The sequence below is a fragment of the Pseudomonas parasichuanensis genome (genome assembly GCF_021601385.1).
In the GTDB taxonomy this organism is placed as follows: Bacteria; Pseudomonadota; Gammaproteobacteria; order Pseudomonadales; family Pseudomonadaceae; genus Aquipseudomonas; species Aquipseudomonas parasichuanensis.
The window spans coordinates 1-19,301 of the sequence record NZ_BQHO01000034.1 but is presented as its reverse complement, the minus strand read 5'-3'; the positions used below and the strand labels follow the sequence as shown (position 1 = coordinate 19,301).

Annotated in this window: 14 protein-coding genes and 2 pseudogenes; 5 read left to right on the top strand and 11 right to left on the bottom strand. The window is 66.3% G+C overall.

The annotated features are described in order from the left end of the window. Nucleotides 1–13 precede the first annotated feature (13 nt). Nucleotides 14–886 (top strand): alpha/beta fold hydrolase, encoded by an 873-nt coding sequence (locus L6D77_RS22350; protein WP_232883514.1) that lies wholly within the window; start codon nucleotides 14–16, stop codon nucleotides 884–886. 24 nt (nucleotides 887–910) lie between these two features. Here the strand turns inward: L6D77_RS22350 and L6D77_RS22345 are convergent, their stop codons facing one another. From L6D77_RS22345 to L6D77_RS22320, 6 genes are all read right to left on the bottom strand, one after another. Beyond that, nucleotides 911–1,768 carry a CAP domain-containing protein gene (locus tag L6D77_RS22345; protein ID WP_232883512.1) on the bottom strand — a complete coding sequence of 286 codons (858 nt, stop codon included), beginning with the start codon at nucleotides 1,766–1,768 and terminating at the stop codon, nucleotides 911–913. Between the two features lie 199 nt (nucleotides 1,769–1,967). Next, nucleotides 1,968–2,579 carry a cell wall hydrolase gene (locus tag L6D77_RS22340; RefSeq protein WP_232883511.1) on the bottom strand — a complete coding sequence of 204 codons (612 nt, stop codon included), beginning with the start codon at nucleotides 2,577–2,579 and terminating at the stop codon, nucleotides 1,968–1,970. Nucleotides 2,580–2,627: 48 nt separating this feature from the next. Then, nucleotides 2,628–3,545 (bottom strand): AEC family transporter, encoded by a 918-nt coding sequence (locus tag L6D77_RS22335; RefSeq protein WP_232883509.1) that lies wholly within the window; start codon nucleotides 3,543–3,545, stop codon nucleotides 2,628–2,630. A 147-nt stretch (nucleotides 3,546–3,692) separates the two neighbouring features. Then, entirely contained in the window at nucleotides 3,693–4,556 is an 864-nt protein-coding gene (locus L6D77_RS22330; RefSeq protein WP_232883508.1) for a LysR family transcriptional regulator, read from the bottom strand. Nucleotides 4,557–4,605: 49 nt separating this feature from the next. Next, nucleotides 4,606–5,454 carry an ABC transporter permease gene (locus L6D77_RS22325; protein ID WP_232883507.1) on the bottom strand — a complete coding sequence of 283 codons (849 nt, stop codon included), beginning with the start codon at nucleotides 5,452–5,454 and terminating at the stop codon, nucleotides 4,606–4,608. Beyond that, nucleotides 5,451–6,467, bottom strand: coding sequence for an ABC transporter substrate-binding protein (locus L6D77_RS22320; RefSeq protein WP_232883505.1), 1,017 nt, complete (start codon nucleotides 6,465–6,467; stop codon nucleotides 5,451–5,453). Before L6D77_RS22320 ends, L6D77_RS22325 begins: the two co-directional genes overlap by 4 nt. 168 nt (nucleotides 6,468–6,635) lie before the next feature. Here L6D77_RS22320 and L6D77_RS22315 point away from each other — a divergent pair, with 168 nt between their 5' ends. Further along, nucleotides 6,636–8,567, top strand: coding sequence for a S8 family serine peptidase (locus L6D77_RS22315; protein WP_232883504.1), 1,932 nt, complete (start codon nucleotides 6,636–6,638; stop codon nucleotides 8,565–8,567). 41 nt (nucleotides 8,568–8,608) lie between these two features. Here L6D77_RS22315 and L6D77_RS27605 read toward each other — a convergent pair whose 3' ends face one another. Together L6D77_RS27605 and L6D77_RS27600 are read right to left on the bottom strand one after the other, a co-directional pair. Then, nucleotides 8,609–9,364, bottom strand: a complete 756-nt coding sequence (locus L6D77_RS27605; RefSeq protein ID WP_373870624.1) for a methyl-accepting chemotaxis protein — start codon at nucleotides 9,362–9,364, stop codon at nucleotides 8,609–8,611. A 102-nt stretch (nucleotides 9,365–9,466) separates the two neighbouring features. Beyond that, nucleotides 9,467–10,432, bottom strand: a pseudogene (locus L6D77_RS27600) (methyl-accepting chemotaxis protein); the annotation flags it as partial. A gap of 584 nt (nucleotides 10,433–11,016) precedes the next feature. Here L6D77_RS27600 and L6D77_RS22305 point away from each other — a divergent pair. Continuing rightward, nucleotides 11,017–12,336 carry a Na+/H+ antiporter family protein gene (locus tag L6D77_RS22305; protein ID WP_232883502.1) on the top strand — a complete coding sequence of 440 codons (1,320 nt, stop codon included), beginning with the start codon at nucleotides 11,017–11,019 and terminating at the stop codon, nucleotides 12,334–12,336. Between the two features lie 42 nt (nucleotides 12,337–12,378). On the opposite strand, the gene L6D77_RS22300 is transcribed toward L6D77_RS22305, so the two are convergent. From L6D77_RS22300 to L6D77_RS22290, 3 genes are all read right to left on the bottom strand, one after another. Beyond that, a complete protein-coding gene (locus L6D77_RS22300; protein WP_232883501.1) occupies nucleotides 12,379–13,377 on the bottom strand; it encodes a FecR family protein in 999 nt (332 codons plus the stop codon). A gap of 158 nt (nucleotides 13,378–13,535) precedes the next feature. Beyond that, a complete protein-coding gene (locus tag L6D77_RS22295) occupies nucleotides 13,536–15,305 on the bottom strand; it encodes an acyl-CoA dehydrogenase C-terminal domain-containing protein (protein WP_232883500.1) in 1,770 nt (589 codons plus the stop codon). Nucleotides 15,306–15,399: 94 nt separating this feature from the next. Further along, nucleotides 15,400–17,022: an acyl-CoA synthetase gene (locus L6D77_RS22290; protein WP_232883499.1), complete on the bottom strand. Its 1,623-nt coding sequence runs from the start codon at nucleotides 17,020–17,022 to the stop codon at nucleotides 15,400–15,402. Between the two features lie 183 nt (nucleotides 17,023–17,205). On the opposite strand from L6D77_RS22290, the gene L6D77_RS22285 reads away from it, so the two are divergent. Then, the gene (locus tag L6D77_RS22285) at nucleotides 17,206–18,612 is read left to right on the top strand and encodes a sensor histidine kinase (RefSeq protein ID WP_232883498.1); all 1,407 of its coding nucleotides are present in this window, start codon (nucleotides 17,206–17,208) and stop codon (nucleotides 18,610–18,612) included. Then, a pseudogene (locus L6D77_RS22280) lies at nucleotides 18,609–19,238 on the top strand (response regulator transcription factor); the annotation flags it as partial. The gene L6D77_RS22285 and the pseudogene L6D77_RS22280, both read left to right, overlap by 4 nt. Nucleotides 19,239–19,301: the final 63 nt, after the last annotated feature.

Genomic DNA, 19,301 nt, shown 5'->3' with positions numbered 1-19,301 from the left:
GCGAGTGCAGTAGATGGAGTTGATTCCCTGGTCCCATGAATGCGCCGAAGGCTTTACCTTGCGTGGCTGGCGCATGCCACCCAGTGGCCGGCCATTGCTGCATTTCCTGCACGGAAACGGCTTCTGCTGCCTGGCCTACCAGCCTATGCTGCTGCGCCTGGCGGAGCACTTCGACCTGTGGCTGAGCGATGTGCAGGGCCATGGCGACAGTGATCACGGCGGCGACTTTGTTGGTTGGAACCGCACGGCGGCCCTGGCGGTGGAGGCCTTCGAGGCGGGGCGTAATGAGTATGGCGACGTACCTTGCTTTGCCGTCGGCCATAGCTTCGGCGGGGTGCTCACCGGCCTGATCCTGGCCAGCCAGCCGCCGTTGTTCCAGCGCGCCGTGCTGCTCGACCCGGTGCTGTTCAGCCGGCGCATGCTGGGGGTGATGGGCGCCGCCGCGCTGGTCGGCCTGCACCGGCGCCACGCCTTGGCGCGTAAGGCCGCGACCCGCCGCAGCCACTGGCCGGATCGCCAGGCGGCGCTGGCCGCGCTGCAGGGGCGCGGCATCTTCAAGGGCTGGAGCGAAACGGCGCTGCACGCCTATGTGGAGCATGCCATCGGTGATTGTGGCGAAGGCGTGGTGCTCAAGTGCCGGCCCAGTCGTGAGGTGGAAATCTTCAGTTCGTTCCCTGCGCGCATGTGGCAGCAATTGACGGCTATCCAGACACCGACGCGCATTCTCTATGGTGAGCACACCTATCCGTTCGTGCCCCACTCGGTGCAGCGCCTGGCCCGGCTGAACAGCCAGGTGAGTGCGCAGCAGGTGGCCGGCGGGCACTGCTTCATGCAGGAAGACCCGGCGGCGGCGGCGGAGCAGGTCGTGGCGTTTCTTGTGCCCTGACAGGCGCCGCCACCTGTCATCGCCCTACTGCGGCGTACCGAACAGCGCAGTCCAGTAAATCCCCGCATCGCTTTTCGGGTCCACCGCGTAGGCCGCGCCCAGGTCGCGGAAGTCCGGGTTCATCAGCGTGGCGCAATGCCCGGGGCTGGCCAGCCAGCCATCGACCACCTTGCGTGCGGTGTCGCGCCCGGCGGCGATGTTCTCGCCAATCTGCTGGTAGCTGTAGCCGGCCAGTTCGGCGCGGTCGCCCGGGGTGCGATCGTCGCGGTCGATGTGATCGAAGAAGTTCTGGTTGGCCATGTTGCGCGTGTGGTTGGCGGCGGCGCCGGCCAGCACGCTGTTCCAGCTCAGAGCCTTGGCGGCGGGGAAGGGCTGGCCACCACATTGGCGCGCTACGCCGCGGGCGGCGTTGACCTCCTGCAGCAGTTTCTGCCCCTCGGCCTGCCAGTCGCCCAGGCGCCCGCTGAGCAGCGGCCGGGCAAGCACGATACGCCAGTCGCGGCCCTCCTGGCTGACGCCGATATCGATGAACTGCGGGTCGAGCACCACTTGGCAGAAGCTCTCTTCGATGGCCTTCATCGCCGCCTTCGCATCGCGTGGCCCGGACAGGCTGATGGCCTGCACGTTGACCATGGGGTAGGCGGCGCGGCTCATGGCCTGCTGCAGGTCGCGGGTGCCTTCGGGCGACAGCGCCAGGCGGGTGTCGCTGTTGAGCGGCGGCAGCTCCAGCGAGGCTTCGCTGCCACAGTGCTGGGGTTGGCTGCGGTAGACGTTGATCGTATCGATCAGTTGCGCTTCTTCGCCGGTGATGGCCTGGGCGCCGGTCGAGGCGAGCAGGGCCAGCGACAGGCCGAAAAGGCAGGCAACGGATGGGACGCGCATGTGGATCTCCCTGTACTGGCAGCGTCTGCTTGTGCGCTGCCCATCCTACACAAGCGCAGGGCTTTTGGCCCAGCGATGTGCAGGGCTGTGAACCCTTGGTCGTTTGATGTGATGCGGTGAAAGAGGGGGTAGACCGCTTGCCTGCGCAAAAGTGCGATCCATGCCGGTCATTCGCCGGGGCACACCCAGCGCCGAGCCCTTAGCGGGCCAGCGCCTGGTTGGGTTTGTAGAACAGAAAATGGCTGGTTTGCGCCGTCTTGCGGTAGGTCTTGGCCCAGTCGGGGTGCACGGTGCGGTCATGGAAATACAGCGCACCGTCCGTAGGGTCCTTGAGCTGTTGGTTAAGCGCCTTGCGCGCGATCTCCTTGGCCACCGCGTATCGTTCTTCCTCTTCCACCTGGTCAGGGCGCCCGTCGCACCACCAGGAGAATTGGCAGCTCTTGCTCTCCACCCCTTGCTTGACCACGCCGCAGATGGTGTCCGGGAAACCATCATGGCCCAGGCGGTTGAGCACCACGCTGGCCACCGCGCTCATGTCTTCGCTGTCGGCGCCCTTGGCCTCCCAGTAGATGGTGCGGGCCAGGCAGGTGATGCTGTCGTCCATCGGCGCCTGGCCGGCCGGGTCGACTGCCTGCACTTCGGTGGGGGTGATGGTTTCGGCTTTTTTCGGGGGGGGCGCGTCCTCCACCACCTTTTCCTCCAGCACTTGCGCCTTGTCTTCGGCGACGGCGGCTTTCTGGCTGTCGGCGGCGGTGAGCGGGCCTGCAAGCAGGGTTAGCGACAAGCCGAACAGCATCCACGAAAGGCGCATGGTCGAGGTTCCGAGTGGTGGGGCTGATCACAGTCTAGCCGGGCGGATTCAACTCAGCGTCAGGCTCAGCACCAGCGGCAGGGTAAGGGCCGCGGCCACGGTTTGCAGGGCGATGATGGTGGCCATCAACGGTGCGTTGCCACCCATCTGGCGGGCCATCACATAGGACGACGAGGCCGTCGGCAAGGCCTGGAACAACACCGCCACCACAGCCGCCTGGCCGCCGAGGCCGAGCAATCGGCACAGGCCCCAGGTGGTCAGCGGCATGACCAGGAACTTGAACAGCGAGGCCGCCATCAGCGGTTTTACCTGCTGGCCCAGGCGGGCGCCGCCAAGGGCCGCGCCGACGCACAGCAGGCCCAGAGGCAAGGCGGCCTGGCCGAGTGCCTTGACGGTCGGCTCCAGCCCCGCCGGCAGACCCAGGCCGCTCACCCGCAGCAGCAGGCCCCCGGCGCAACCAACGATCAAGGGGTTGGCGAAGATGGCCTTGAGCACCGTGGCCGGCGAGCTGTGGCGGGCGCTGAAGCGGGCGAACACCAGCACGCAGAGCAGGTTGACCAGCGGCACGATGGCGGCGTTGGCCACCGCCGCCAGGGCGATCCCGGCACTGCCGTAGATGCCCGCGGCCAAGGTGGCGCCAATGTAGTTGTTGAAGCGCACGCCGCCTTGAAACACCGAGGTGAAGTCGGCGCCGTCATGGCTGGCTGCACCTTGGTACAGCACCAGCAGCAGGGCGCCGAGCAGGGTCGAGAGCATCAGCACGCCGACCATGCCCAGCACTGGCACGCCGTCGAGGTTGGCGGTGGCCAGGCCATGCAGGAACAACGACGGCAGCAGCACGTAGTAGCTCAGGCGCTCGGCGCCGGGCCAGAAGGTTTCGGCAAGGAAACCGCGCACCCGCAGCCAGGTGCCCAGGGCGATGAGCAGGATGATTGGGACGAGGGTGGTCAGCAGCAGATGGAGCATGGTCGGCGGTCCGTGGTCGGGTACCGGCACAGGGTAGCGGAGGCGAGCGAGCAGAAAAAACGGTGTTTTCTGTAGTGACTATTGAGAAAAACTGCATCGTTGATGGCGGCGTGGGAGCGGCGGACCAGCGCTCCCACGTGTTTTGATTCACGCATCCAATGCCGTCTTCAACACCGCACTCAAATGCCGCCGCTGGCTCTTCTCATGCTCCAGCAACACCACGCGCCGGGTCAGCTGAGGCTCGCCGAACGGCTGAACACTGGCCGGTGGCAGGCGTTCGAGGTCGTCATCGCTCATGGGGATGATCGCCACCCCCAGGCCCATGGCCGCCATGCGTGCCAGCGCCTCCTGGCTGTCCAGCTCCATCTGTTCGCTCACCTGCAGGCGCTGGCGGCGCAGTTCCTGTTCGATCTGCCGGCCGGCCCAGGCGCGCTTGTCGAAGCGCAGGAACGGCTGGCTGGCGAGCAGTTCGGCAACGCTCTGGCCGGCCAGCTCGGGGCTGGCGATGGCCCAGAAACGGTCCTCGAACAGTGGGGTGAATTGCAGGCTCTGCGGGTAGGGGCTGACCGGCTCGGTGGTGATCGCCGCGTCCAGTTCGCCGTCCTCGACGCGCCGGGCCAGCTCGGCCGACATGCCCGAGACCACGCTGATATGCAGCTGCGGATGGTGCGCCTTGATCCACACCAAGGCCCGCGGCAGGCGCCGCGCCAGCACGGTGTGGATCGCGCCGATGCGCAGGCGGCCACGCAGGCTGGGGCCACTGGCGAGGGTGTCGGCCAGTTCGTCATAGGCGCCGAGGATGCTCTCGGCGCGGGCCACGGCCAGTTGCCCGGCCTCAGTCAGCACGACCTGGCGGCGGCTGCGGTCGAACAGGGTGACCTGCAGTTCGTCTTCCAGGGTCTTGATGTGCAAGCTCACCGCTGACGGGGTGAGGCTGAGCAGGTCGGCGGCGCGGGCGAAGGTGCCGTGGCGGGCGATGGTCACCAGGGTGCGCAGGGCTTTGAGGGACACGCGGGAACTCCGGGGTTGCTAGGCAGTGAGCAGTGGGCACGATACTGCATCAACGCCCAGCGCGCCCATACGCCTGGCTGATCCGGTCGATCACCATGGCCAGGGCGACGATCGCCAGCCCCGCCTCGACGCCCTGGCCGACATTCAGCGTCTGGATGCCGGCCAGCACGTCCTCGCCCAGGCCGCGGGCGCCGATCATCGAGGCCACCACCACCATCGACAGCGCCATCATCACCGACTGGTTGAGCCCGGCCATGATGCTCGGCAGCGCCAGCGGCAGGGCGATGCGCCGCAAGCGTTGCCAGCGGCCGGCGCCCAGGCCGTGGGCGGCCTGCAGCAATGACGGGTCGATCTGCGCCAGGCCCAGCTGGGTCAGGCGCACCAGCGGCGGCAGGGCGTAGATCAGGGTGGCGAACACCGCCGGCACCTTGCCCAGGCCGAACAGCATCAGCACCGGGATCAGGTAGACGAAGGCAGGCAGGGTCTGCATCACGTCGAGCACCGGCAGCAGCAGGCGCCGGGCCAGCGGGCGGGTGGCCAGCAGGATGCCCAGCGGCACGCCGATCAGCACGCACAGGCCGGTGCTCACCAGTACCAGGGCGAGGGTCTGCAGCAGTTTGTCCCACAGCCCCAGCACCCCGATCAATGCCAGCAGCCCGGTCAGGGCCACGGCGCGCAGCAGGCTGCGGCTGGCGTGCCAGGCGAGCAGGCCGACCAGCAGCAACAGCAGCCACCAGGGCAACAGGCGCAGCAGGCTTTCCAGGCTGACCAGCAGCTGCAGCAACTGCTCGGACACGCCGCGCAGCTGGTCACCATAGTGCAGCACCAGCCAGTCGACCAGGCGGTTGACCGAGGGCGCGAAGGAATACTGCAGGGCTTCGGGGAAGCCGCCGCTCACAGGCCGGCCTCGACCTTGGCGGCCTTGTCGGCGGGCAGCCAGGCCTTCCAAACCTCGGGGTGCTCCTGCAGGAAGGCGAGGGCCGCTTCACGTGGCTTCTGGCGGGTTTCGCTCATTACGGCCAGCGCTTTGTTCAACGTGTCGATGGGCAGGTCGACTTTTTCGAACACGGCCACCAGCTCGGGGTATTGGTCATGAAAGGCCTTGGAGACGCCGATCGACAACTTGGCCGGCAGCGAGCGGCTGCCCTGTGGGTTGGGGTTGTTGGCATCAGTGAGGGTGGCCCAGGCCGTCGCATCGAACGCAGGTTCTTCCAGGCGTACCAGCTCATAACGCCCCATCAGTGGGGTCGGGCTCCAGTAGTAGAACAACACCGGCTGGCCGCGGCGGATTGCCGAGCTGATTTCGGCATCGAGGGCTGCGCCGGTGCCGCTGCGGAAGTTGTTGTACAGGGAGTCCAGGCCATAGGCCTTGAGCTTCTGGCTGTTGACGGTCTCGGAGGTCCAGCCGCTGGGGCTGTTGAGGAAACGGCCCTTCTCGGGCACCTCGGGGTCGCGGAATACCTGCGGGTAGCGTTTGAGGTCGGCGACGCTGCGCAGGTCCGGCGCCAGTGGTTTGAGGTTGCGTGCGGGATCGCCCTTGATCACGTAGGCCGGCACCCACCAGCCTTCCTCGGCGTTTTTTACCGTGTCCCCCAGCGCGAACACCTGGCCGGCCTGCTCGGCCTTGACCCAGGCGGGGCTGCGACCGGCCCATTCCTCGGCGATGACCTGCAGGTCGTTGCGTGCCAGTGCCACTTCCATGCTCACCGAGCTGCCGGGGAGGGTGTCGGTGGGGTAGCCGTAACCACGCTCGACGATCAGGCGCAGGATCTCGGTGGTCAGCGCGCCGCTTTCCCAGCCGATGTCGCCAAAGCGGATGGGAGTGGGCTGTTCAGCAGCGGCTGCCGTGTCAGTGCTGGCCAGGCCGAAAGCCAACAGCAGGCTGGCCAGCAGGGTGGGGAACTTCTTCATCGACGCCTCGTTGGTTGCCGGTGCATGAGCCGGCAAGTGTAGACGAGCCGCTCAGGCGGCAGCCCACGGGGAATGGCTTCTGGCTGCAACGGCTGCGGTGGCACGCTGATCATCAGGTGCTCAGGCACGCCCGGCGTGCTTCGCTTCTCATCCCCAAGGACGGACACCATGCTCAATGACCTGCATTTCGTGCATTACCGCAATTTTCGCTTCGACGGCAAATTCCATGTCCGCTGCAGCGGCCCGGACCTGAGCAAGGTCAAGCGTATCCACTATGTGCTGGAGCGCACCGGCCCAGGCCTGCCGGTGTCGCTTGCCCGTGCTTCGGCGCGCTCGCAGGCCGATACCGGTGAGCTGATCGACCATGGCTGTCCGGTGACTTTGGCCACCGAGGCGCTGGCGGGCTCTTACAGCATCCGCCCCAGGGTAGTGCTGATGGACGGGTACGCACGGGCTTCAGGCCGGCCAACGGGGGCGGCGGGGGTGATTGACCTGGAGCCGTTGCTGCTGGAGGTGACCGAGCAGGACCTGCAGCGCAGCATTCTTGACAAGGTAGCGCTGCCGACCGCGCTGTCGCGAAGTCGACGTGCATTGGGCGACGGCCTGTCGTTGCAGGTGAATGATGCCTATGAGTCCGAGCCCTTCGTACAGGTCGAGGCTGGCAAGCGCTACCCGCCGTTGGTGATCGGCTTTGCCGCGCAAGGTTTCTCCAAGTTGCTGGCCGATCTGGAACCGGGCTCGAGTTCCGTCCTGGTACGTCTGTGGCCCAATCTCAAAGCAGTTATCGATCCGCAGCCATTCCTGAGCGACGCCGAGCGCTTGCAGCCCAGGCTGGCGGTGCTTGGCCGTTACTGTCGGCTCGAACAACCGCACAGCATGCTCAACGATACCTTTGTCGCGCTGATCAAGACCCTGGCCGCACTCGATTATGTAGAGTCACTGCAGTTCGAGGGCCGGGTGGGCCAGCCGGAACTGCTACTGCTGATCGCAGCCGGCCTGCTGGCCACGCTGCTGACCGGCACGGCAGTGCTGGCAGGCAACCGCGCCGAGGAGAACGCACGGCCCACGCCGGACTTCGAAGCCCGGCAGGCCTACCTGGATGCCCCAACCACGCTCTCGCAGGGTATGAACATACGTGCCGCCTGGGCGGGGCAGGTGACGGGCAAGGGCGCCCGTATCCATTTCAGTGATGGTGGCCTGTTCCCGGACCATGAAGATCTGCGCGGTAACCCTGACCTGCGCATCGTCGCCCTCGAGCCCAATGACAACCCCGAGCACGGCACTGCCTCGACCGGCATTCTGCTAGCGGTGCGCAACGGCGTGGGGGTGACGGGGATCAGCCATGACAGCGAGTTGTTCCTTTATCACAACAACAACAGAAATCCGCAGGGCGCAGTACAGACGCTCAAGGACTTGCTGCGCCTGGTGGAACCGGGAGATATCGTCGGCATTAACCGACAGACTGCCAACCCGGCCGTCCTGACCACATTCCTTCCTGCGGTGCATGACCGCGCCTGGTGGGACGTCATCCAGCAACTGACCCGCCGTGGCGCGGTGGTGGTGGTCGCGGCGAGCAACGGCAGTACTCAGGATGTACCGGAAAAAGGCACCCGGACAAGCTATGGCGTCGACCTGGGCCAATGGCGTTACTTCAATGACCTGGGGGACGCCGATGCGATCCTGGTCGGCGCCTGCCACTCCTGGGACGGCAAGCCTCATCAGTACTCCAACTTCAACTACCGCCACCGCATGCTCAATGCCTGGGGCGACAGCGTGACGACCCTGGGCTATGGCGCCCTGCAGGACAAGTCGGGCAACGACCGTGACTACACCGACACCTATGGCGGTACCTCGGCGGCCACGCCTTTGGTGACCGGCGCCTTAAGCCTGATCCAGTCCTATGCGATGGAGCAGCACCATGTGTACTTGAATGCCAACCAGATGCACCTGCTGGTCATGGCCTCGGGGTATCGGGACGCCACGTTGCCCGATACCGATGTGCTGCCCATGGGGTACAGGCCCAACGTGCAGGGCGCGTTGGCACTACTCGATCGCATCCTTGGCGGCGGGCGCTTCCATTCAGGCCGGGACGAACTCTGAGGGGGGGCCACGCGGCCGGAGCCGGCCGCGTGGGGGGAGGGTCAAACGCGGAACTGGTCCATCAAGCCTTGCTGCTGGTTGGCCAGGCTGTTCAGCGATTGGCTGACCCGCGCCGACTCGTTGGCCTGCCCCGACAGCGACTCGGTAACGTCGCGGATGGTGGCGACGTTACTGTTGATCTCCTCGGCCACCGCGCTCTGCTCTTCGGCAGCGCTGGCGATCTGCAGGTTCATGTCGGTGATCACCGTCACCGCCTGGCCGATACGTTGCAACGCGGTGGCTGCCTGGCCGACCTGCTCGACACCGCCCTGGGCCTGGCGGTGGCTGCTGTTCATGGCACCGACCACATCACGGGTACCGGCCTGCAGCGCCTCGATCACCTGGCGGGTCTCTTCCACCGATTCCTGGGTGCGGCGGGCGAGGTTGCGCACTTCATCGGCGACCACTGCGAAACCACGGCCAGCTTCACCGGCACGGGCCGCTTCGATGGCGGCGTTGAGCGCCAGCAGGTTGGTCTGCTCGGCGATCGAGCGGATCACCTCCAGTACCGAGCCGATCTTCTCGCTGTTCTGCGCCAGGCCTTCGACCTCGGCCATGGCGCTGCTCATGTCGGCGGCCAGGGTGTCGATGCTGGTGGTGGTGCGGTCGATCACCGCCAGGCCTTCGCGGGTGGCCTGGTCGGCTTCGCGGGCGGCCTGGGCGGCCTGGGCCGCGCTGCGGGCGACGTCCTGGGCAGTGGCGCTCATCTCGTGGGAGGCGGTGGCCACCTGGTCCACCTGGCGGTACTGCTGCTCCATGCCGGCGCTGGTCTGCGTGGCGATGGCCGCGGACTGGTCGGCGGTGCCCCGGGCAGCCTGCACCGAGCGCTTTACCTCGGCGATGGTCGGCTGCAGCTTGTCGAGGAAACGGTTGAACCAGCCGGCCAGCTCGCCCAGCTCGTCGCGTTTGTCGTACTGCAGGCGACGGGTCAGGTCGCCTTCGCCGCTGGCGATGTCCTTGAGCATGGCGGCCACGCCGAGGATCGGCTTGGTCACGGTGCGGGCCATCAGCCACACCAGCAGCAGGCCGGCGATGGCGGCGGCCAGGCCCAGGCCCAGTTCCAGCAGGGTGCCGCTGGTATTGAGGGCGTCGAGTTCGCTTTTGAGCTGTTCGGCCGGGCCGGTCAGGGCGCTTTCCGGTACGTCCAGCAGCACGCCCCACGGCTTGCCGCCGGGGATCGGCTCGAAGGCGGCCAGCACTTTCAGGCGCTGCGCGCCATGCAGGATCTGCAACTTGCCTTCGGCCAGCTTGCGCACCAACTCCGCGCCTTGCGCGGCGTCGACCTGGTCCAGGCGCTGGGCCAGCTTGCCGGCATCGGCGCTGTAGCCGGCCAGCAAACCGACCGGGCTGAGGATGCCGACCGTGGTGCGGCCCTCGTACAGGCCACGGCTGGCCGACTCGCTCAGGGCTTGCAGGCTGTTGAGGTTGATGTCGATGGACAGGGTGGCGATCACCTTGCCGTCGCTCTTGAGCGGGAACACGATGCTGGTCATCAGCACGCGCTGGCCATCGATGTCATAGAAGTACGGCTCGACCACGCACACCGTGCCGGTGCTGCGTGGGCATGCCCACCAGGTGTTGGCCGGCTGGCCGCTGGGGCCGAGTTCGGTGTTGGCCATGTCGTGCTCGGGCAGTGCCATCGAGGTCAGCTGGCCGGCGCGCGGTTGCGACCAATACAGGGCGAAGCGGCCGGTCTCGTTGCTGCCCAGTTCCGCCTGGCCGGTGAACAGCTTGTCCTTGCCGTCCAGGGCGCCGGGCTCGAACACCAGCGACAGGCCGAGCAGGTCAGGGTTGGCCTGCAGCGCGGCACGCACCTGGGCGGTCATGTCCTGGCGCAGGTCGTAGGCGTCGAGGAAACGCTTTTCCGCCTGTTCGCGCAGGAACAGCACCTGGCGGGCAAAGCCGGCGCCGTACTGGTAGGCGTCCATGAATTGGCGGCGGATGTTCAGGGCCTGCACCTCGCCCTGCGACTCGATGCGCGACTGCGCCGCTTCGCTGAGCATGTGCATGCTGCTGGCCTTGACCAGGTCGGAACTATGGTCCATGCGGTACAGCGAAAGGCCGACCAGCAAGGTGACGATACTGGCCAGGCACAGGCCGGCCAGCAGGGTGATCTTCCATTGGATGGAGAGTTGTCGCAGCGCAGGCATTGGGCAAATCCCTTGTAATAGGTTTGATGCTGCATGCTGTGTCGGCTGCGTAGGATTTTTCTTTATTCAAACGTTCAATTTAATCCTGCTACCTTCGTCTATATCCGACAAGGTCCGCGGGGCAGACGCTTTTGACTTCTGTCGAACGGTGCTTCAGAGTGTGCGCCCTTCATAACAACATCCCCTGGTCCGGCCACTGCCTGCGTGCAGCTGTCGCCGGAACGCTCGCTTTTTGTCTGTCGTAAAGAGGTTTGCACACCATGAATGCAGTGATTGCCGCGGTCGGGCTCATGCTGATCCTGAGCCTGTCCCGTGTGCATGTGGTCATCGCGCTGATCATCGGCGCCCTGGCTGGGGGCCTGGTCGGTGGCCTGGGTATCGAGGGCACGCTCAAGGCCTTCAACGGTGGCCTGGGTGGCGGTGCCACGGTGGCGTTGTCCTATGCGCTGCTCGGCGCCTTTGCCGTAGCCATCGCCAAGTCGGGCCTGGCCCATGCCCTGGCCGACCGCGCGCTGGCGATGATTGACCGTCAGGGGCACGCCGACGGCGGCAAGGTCAAATGGCTGCTGATCGGCCTGATGCTGGTAGTGGCGGTGTCGTCGCAGAACATTCTGCCGATCCATATCGCCTTCATTCCGTTGCTGGTGCCACCGCTTCTCTATGTACTGACGCGCCTGCGCATCGACCGCCGGCTGATCGCCTGCGTGATCACCTTCGGCCTGATCACCCCGTACATGTTCCTGCCGGTGGGCTTTGGCAACATCTTCCTCAACGAGATCCTGCTGGCCAACGTCGCCCGTGCGGGCGTGGACGTGAGCGGGGTCAATGTCACCCACGCCATGGCCATCCCGGCGGCCGGCATGCTCGCTGGCCTGCTGCTGGCGGTGTTCGTCAGCTATCGCAAGAAGCGCGACTACGACCTGGCGCGTATCGAAGAGGTCGAGCAGGTCAGTGTGCAGTACAACCCGCTGACCCTGGTGGTCGCCGGTGTGGCCATCGGTGCGGCATTCATCATCCAGCTGTGGCTGGACTCGATGATCATCGGCGCGATGGTGGGTTTCTTGATTTTCTCGCTGTCGGGCATCGTGCGCTGGAAGGACACCGACGACCTGTTCACCGAGGGCATGAAAATGATGGCGATGATCGGCTTCATCATGATCGCCGCCTCGGGCTTCGCCGATGTGATGAAGGCCACCGGTGAGGTGAAGACCCTGGTCGAGACTTCGGCACAGTGGATCGACCACAACAAGGGTATCGGCGCGTTGCTGATGCTGCTGGTGGGCCTGCTGGTGACCATGGGCATCGGCTCGTCGTTCTCCACTGTGCCGATCCTCGCGGCGATCTTCGTGCCGCTGTGCGTTCAGCTGGGCTTCGACCCGGTGGCCACGGTGTGCATCGTCGGTACCGCCGGTGCCTTGGGCGATGCCGGTTCGCCGGCCTCGGATTCAACCCTGGGGCCGACCTCGGGGCTGAACGTGGATGGCCAGCACCACCATATCTGGGACACCGTGGTGCCTACATTCATCCATTACAACCTGCCGTTGCTGGCGTTTGGCTGGTTGGCGGCGATGACGCTGTAAAGCTGGCACAAGGCCGCTCCTACAGGGATCGCGCTGGATGCCTCAGCCGCGGCTGGGCGGCGGGACGATGCGGTTGAGGACGGTGCTGCCGTCCTTGCTGCGGGTGAGGTACACCGGCAGCACCTTGGGCAGGGTGTCGACCAGGCGCGGCACTTCGCGGGTGTTGTAGATGCCGCTGATACGAATCCTGGCGGTGCTGTCGTCGGCCAGGCGCAGCGGTTTGTCGAGGTAGCGGTTGATCACCGGCAGGGCCTGGGCCAGGCTCAGGTTGTCCAGCACCAGCTTGCCACTGCGCCAGGCCAGGCTGTTGCCCGAGTCGTCGCTCTGGCTTAGCTGCGGTTCGAAATCACCGGTGTGGTAGCTGGCCTGCATGCCCGGGCCGAGGCGGTAGCCGCCGGGGTTGCCATCGTTGCTGACCAGTACCGAACCCTCCACCAGCGTCACCTTGACCTGGTCCTCATACTTCCACACGTTGAACTGGGTGCCGGTGACCCGGGTCTGGCCGTTGCCGGCACGGACGATGAACGGGTGGCTGCTGTCGTGCTCGACCTTGAAAAACGCCTCGCCCTTGATCAGGGTGACACGGCGTTCGTCCTTGTAGTTCAGATAGCGCAGCTCGCTGTGCAGGTTGAGTTCGACACTGCTGCCGTCGCTCAGACGCACCTGGCGCAGCTGGTCGGTGGTTTCGACATGCTGGTAGCCGTTGGGCAGCCAGCCTTGCTCCCAACCCACCCAGCCGGCCAGGGGCAGGGCGAGCAGGGCAATGGCCGCCGCCGAGGCGAATGGCCGCCAGTGGCGGGCCACGGCCGGCCGGGGCTTGAGCTCGACCACCTGGGCGCTGCGCGGCAGCAGGTCGGCGGTTTGCCAGATCTCCAGCATTGCCTGGTATTCCTGCGCGTGCCGTGGGTCGGCCGCCAGCCACTGGCTGAACGCCGCCCGTTCCGCCGCGCTGCAGTCTTCGGCGTGCAGGCGCATGCACCAATGCGCGGCGGCGTCGGTGATGGCATCGTCTTCGCTGGGGTTGAGGCGGTCCTGGTTCATTGCAGCTCCCGGTTTTGCGGCATTCTACCCTTGGCGTGGGCTTCCGAGAACGTGTTAATGGCGAATGACTATCAATTGTAGGAAATTTCCGAGTAGATGCGCATGGCTCGTATCTACGTTCGCCCCCTCGCGAGGCCCATCGGCAAGGGGGCGAGGTTTCAGAACTGCTGGGCCGCCATCCCGTACAGGCTGGTGCTGCCGGCGCGGATCGTCGCTTCCAGGGCCAGGCCGCGTGGCAGCACGCGCTGGAAGTAGAACGCCGCGCAGTCGAGCTTGGCGCCATGGAAGGCCGGGTCCTGCGCCTGGCGGGCCTGCGCCACGTCGGCCATGCGCGCCCACATATAGGCATAGGCGGTCAGGCCGAACAGGTGCAGGTACTCCACCGCCGAGGCGCTGACCAGGTTGGCATCCGAGCGGGTCTGTACCAGCAGCCACTGGGTGACGCGCTCCAGGCGTACCAACGCCTCCAGCAGCGCCTCGCGATGCAGCTCGGCATCCACGCAGAAGGCGCGGATCTCGGCCGCCAGGCCTGCCAACGCCAGCCCACCGTCGCCCAGCACCTTGCGCCCCAGCAGGTCGAGGGCCTGGATGCCGTTGGTGCCCTCGTAGATTTGCGCGATGCGCACGTCGCGCACCCGCTGCTCCTGGCCCCATTCGCGGATATAGCCGTGGCCACCGAACACTTGTTGGCCCAGCACACAGCTTTCCAGGCCGTTGTCGGTGAAGAACGCCTTGGCCACCGGCGTCAGCAGGGCCACCTGGCGCTGGGCGCGCTCGCGTTCGCTGGCGTCCTCGGCGTAGCGGGCGATGTCCAGCTGTTGGCCGACGTACACGGCGAAGGCGCGGCCGCCCTCGGTGAGGGTGCGCATGGTCAGCAGCATGCGCCGTACATCGCCATGCACGATGATCGGGTCGGCGCTGCGCGAGGGGGCGTCGCTGCCGCTGGCCGCGCGGCTTTGCAGGCGCTCGTTGGCGTAGCGTGCGGCGGCCTGATAAGAAGCCTCGGCGCAACCGATGCCCTGCAGGCCGATGGACAACCGCTCGTAATTCATCATGGTGAACATCGCCGCCAGGCCTTTGTTGGCCTCGCCAACCAGATAACCCTCGGCCTGGTCGAAGTTCATCACGCAGGTGGCCGAGGCCTTGATGCCCATCTTGTGTTCGATCGAACCGCAGTGCGCGCCGTTGCGCGTGCCTAGGCTGCCATCGGCCGCGACTCGGTATTTCGGCACCAGGAACAGCGAGATGCCTTTGGCGCCGGCCGGTGCGTCGGGCAGGCGCGCCAGCACCAGGTGGACGATGTTCTCGGTGAGGTCCTGTTCGCCGCCGGTGATGAAGATCTTGCTGCCGCTCACCTTATAAGTGCCGTCGGCCTGGGGTTCGGCGCGGGTACGGATCAGCCCCAGGTCGGTGCCGGCGTGGGGCTCGGTCAGGCACATGGTGCCGGCCCAGCGGCCTTCGTACAGCGCTGGCAGATAAGTGGCCTTGAGTTGTTCGCTGGCGTGGGCGTCGATGGCCAGGCAACTGCCGGCGGTGAGTGCGGAATACAGGCTGAAGCTGCTGTCAGCGGCGTACAGCATTTCTTCGAACAGCACCCCGAGCATCTTCGGCATGCCCATGCCGCCGTGGTCCGGGTTGCCGCCCAGGCCGACCCAGCCGCCTTCGCGGTAGGTGCGCCAGGCTTCCTTGAAACCGTCGGGGGTATGCACTTCGCCGTTGGTGAACTGCACACCCTGTTCGTCGCCGCTGCGGCTGAGCGGGGCGATCAGTTGGCTTGTGAGGCGGGCGGCTTCTTCGAGGATGGCGTCGGCGGTATCGGCGTCGAGCCGCTCGGCGAGGGAGGGCAGGCGTGCCCACAGGGCAGGGCCTTGGAAGACCTCGTGGAGGACGAAGTGCATGTCGCGCAGGGGGGCGGAGTATTGGGTCATGGCAAGGCTCATCGATGGGGTCAGGAGCGTTGGGGGCGCTGTGCGCCCCTTTCGCGGCGCAAGGGCTGCGTAGCAGCCCCAGGATTCGGTGGTTTCAGAGCGCCCGGGCGCGGTCGCGCAGTACGTACTTCTGGATCTTGCCGGTGCTGGTCTTGGGCAACTCGCCGAATATCACGGTCTTGGGCACCTTGAACCCGGCCAGGTGCTCGCGGCACCAGGCGATGATTTCGTTTTCGCGGGTGCCGCCGTGGCCGGTCTTGAGGGCGACGAAGGCGCAGGGCGTCTCGCCCCATTTTTCGTCGGGGCGCGCCACCACGGCGGCTTCGAGAACAGCGGGGTGGCGGTACAGGGCGTCCTCGACTTCGATGGTGGAGATGTTCTCGCCGCCGGAAATGATGATGTCCTTGAGCCGGTCCTTGATCTCGACGTAGCCATCGGCATGCCACACGGCCAGGTCGCCGGTGTGGAACCAGCCGCCGCGGAAGGCCTCGGCAGTGGCCTCGGGGTTCTTCAGGTAGCCCTTCATTACGGTGTTGCCGCGCATGAAGATCTCGCCCAGGGTATTGCCGTCACGCGGTACCGGTTCGAGGGTTTGCGGGTCGGCGACCATCAGGCCGTCCAGGGTTGGGTAGCGCACGCCCTGGCGCGACTTGATCCGCGCCCGCTCGTCCAGGGTCAGGGCGTCCCATTCCTCATGCCAGGCACACACCGTCACCGGGCCATAGACCTCGGTCAGGCCGTAGGTGTGGGTGATGTGGATACCCATTTCTTCCACGGCACCGATCACCTTGGCCGGCGGCGCGGCGCCGGCCACCATGGCCTGCACCGGGTGTTCGATGGCGGCCTTGGCGGTGTCGGGCATGTTGACCAGGGCGTTGAGCACGATCGGCGCGCCGCACAGGTGGCTGACCCGGTGTTCGCGGATCAGCGTGAGGATCTTCTGCGGGTCGACCCGGCGCAGGAACACGTGGGTGCCGGCCAGCGCGGTGACGGTCCAGGGGTAGCACCAGCCGTTGCAGTGGAACATCGGCAGGGTCCACAGGTACACAGGGCGGTGGCCCATGGCCCAGGTCATCTGGTTGCCCAGGGCGTTGAGGTAGGCGCCGCGGTGGTGATAGACCACGCCCTTGGGGTTGCCGGTGGTGCCGGAGGTGTAGTTGAGTGAGATCGCCTGCCATTCGTCCTCTGGCCACTCCCAGGCGAAGTCCGGGTCGCCCTCGGCGAGCAGGGCTTCGTAGTCCAGGTCGCTGACCGGCTGGCCTTCGCCGTATTCCGGGTCATCCACGTCGATCACCAGCGGCGGGTGTTCCAGCAGGGCCAGGGCTTCGCGGATCACGCCGTGGAACTCGCGGTCGCCGATCAGTACCTTGGCCTCGCCATGGCGCAGCATGAAGGCGATGGCCTCGGCGTCCAGGCGCACGTTGAGGGTGTTGAGCACCGCGCCGATCATCGGTACGCCGAAGTGCGCCTCGAGCATGGCCGGGATGTTCGGCAGCAGCACCGCCACCGTGTCGCCGCGGCCGACGCCACGGCCCTGCAGGGCGCTGGCCAGGCGTCGGCAGCGGGCATAGGTTTCGCGCCAGTCACGGCGGATGGCTCCATGGATCACAGCCGGGTACTGGCCATACACCGCGGCGGTGCGTTCGATGAAACTCAGTGGGGTGAGGGCGACGTGGTTGACAGGTGCGGGCATCAGGCCCTGGGAGAAGATCGACATGCGCGGTTCCTGTAGGGGAGGCAGGCGCACTCCGTGCGCTAGACCCCCGGTGGCTGATTGTTAGCTCTGATCAGGGTGTGGGAGGGGCGTGCCTCCCTGTCGCTTTTTTACGCGAGCCGCTATGGTATCTGGAAGATCGACTATAGCAATATAGTAAAACTACTATAACAAGAGCCTTTGCCCGTGAAGCCTGACTGCTCCCCCCTGCTTGCCCTGGACCCGCAACCGAGCTTGTTGCTGGCGGCCGATGCCAGCCCACTGCAGCTCAACGTCGCCTTGCAGGCGTTGATCGCCGAAGGCCCGCCGCTGGCCCATTGGCTACCGGGCAACCATGCCGCGCTGGTGCGCGCTTGCCTGCGCCAGGGGCGGGCAATCAGCGAGGTCGAGGCCCAGGTGGGTGAGCGCATCCTGTTGTGGACCTTCATCCCCGATCACACCGGCCAACAGGTGCTGGCCCGCTGCCGCGATGCCAGCGGCGAGCGCCAGGGTGAGCGCGAGGCCAGCCGGGCAAGGCGGCTGTACCGGCTGATCACCGAGAACACCACCGACCTGATTTCCCGGCACAGCCCGGACGGGCGCTTTCTCGATGCCACGCCCGCGGCCTTGCGCCTGCTCGGGGTGTGGCCGGAACAACTGCGCGGCAGCCCGGCGCGCAGCCTGCTGCACCCGCGCGAGCGCCGTCAGGCGCTGTTGCAGGCCGGTGCGGCGCTGGAGGCGGATGGCTACCACACCATGACCTGCCAGGTGCGCCATGCCGATGGCTGTTACCGTTGGTTCGAAATCGCCTGCCGGGCGATCCGCGAAACCTATACCGGCGCGGTGGTGGAGATCGTTGCCGTGTCCCGCGACATCACCCTGCGTATCGAGGCCCAGGAAAACCTCGCCCATAGCGCCCGGGTCGCAACGCTGGGCGAGCTGGCCTCGGGCATCGCCCACGAGATCAACCAGCCGCTGGCCGCGGTGCTCAACTACAGCAATGCCAGCCTGCGCTATCTGAACAACCTGGAGCACGATCCGCAGGCCCGCGAGCGGGTTGCCCAGGGCCTGCAACGGATCAACCAGCAGGCCACCCATGCCGCCGAGGTAATCCGCCGCCTGCGTGCCTTCCTGCGCAAGGGCCCACGCCAGCTGCAGGCGCTGGATATCGCCCAGGTTGTCGGGGAAGTACTCAGGCTTTGCGCCTGGGAGGCGGGTGCGGCGCAGGTGCGCATCGAACAGCGGCTGGGGCCGCAGTTGCCGACGGTGTACGCCGACCGGGTGTTGCTGGAGCAGGTGCTGCTCAACCTGCTGCGCAATGCCATCGACGCCAACCGTGAGCGGCACGCAGGCCTTCCGTCGCGTATCCTGCTGGGCGCCTGGCGCCAGGATGACGGGCTGCTGGTGGAGGTGGCCGACCAGGGGCCTGGCGTGGCGCCTGAGCAGTTGGAGGCGATCTTTACGCCGTTCACCACCAGCAAGGCCGATGGCCTGGGCCTGGGGCTGAGCATGAGCCGCAGCATCGTCGAAGGCTTGGGTGGCAGCCTGTGGGCGCGGGCAGGTGAGGGTGGTGGGCTGGTGCTGTGTTGCCGGCTGGCGGTGAACCGGACATGAAGGAGGGGGCGGTGGTGCAAGCGAAGGTGTATGTGGTGGACGACGACCCGGGGATGCTCGATTCGACGGTGTGGTTGCTCGAGTCGGTGGGCTTGCAGGCCTTGCCGTTTACCAGCGGCCAGGCGTTTCTGGAGGCCTGCGACGGTAGTGGCCCGGCTTGTGTATTGCTGGATGTGCGCATGCCGGGGATGGGCGGGCTGGCGGTGCAGCAGGCGTTGCAGCAGCGGGGGCTGGAGATGCCGTTGATTTTTGTCAGCGGGCATGCCGATGTGCCGATCGTGGTGCGGGCGTTCAAGGCGGGGGCCTGTGATTTCATCGAGAAGCCGTATAACGATCAGTTGCTGCTGGACAGTGTGCAGGCGGCGCTTGGGCGCGCCCAGGGGGGTAATGGGGCGGTGGAGGAGGTGCAGGCGCGGATCGACAGCCTGACGCCGCGGGAGCGGGATGTGTTCATTCCGTTGGTGCAGGGGTTGGGGAATCGGGAGATTGCCGAGCGGTTGGGGGTTAGTGTCAAGACCATCGATTTGTATCGGGGGCGGGTTATGAAGCGGATGCAGGCGGGGAGTTTGGCGGAGTTGGTGGGGATGGGGATTGCTTGTGGGGTGGTGGGGGCGGTGGGGTTGCGGGGGCTTTGCTGTATCTTATTCACATCTGACGCTGCCGACGAAGCGGATAGTGTAGAGTCCGGT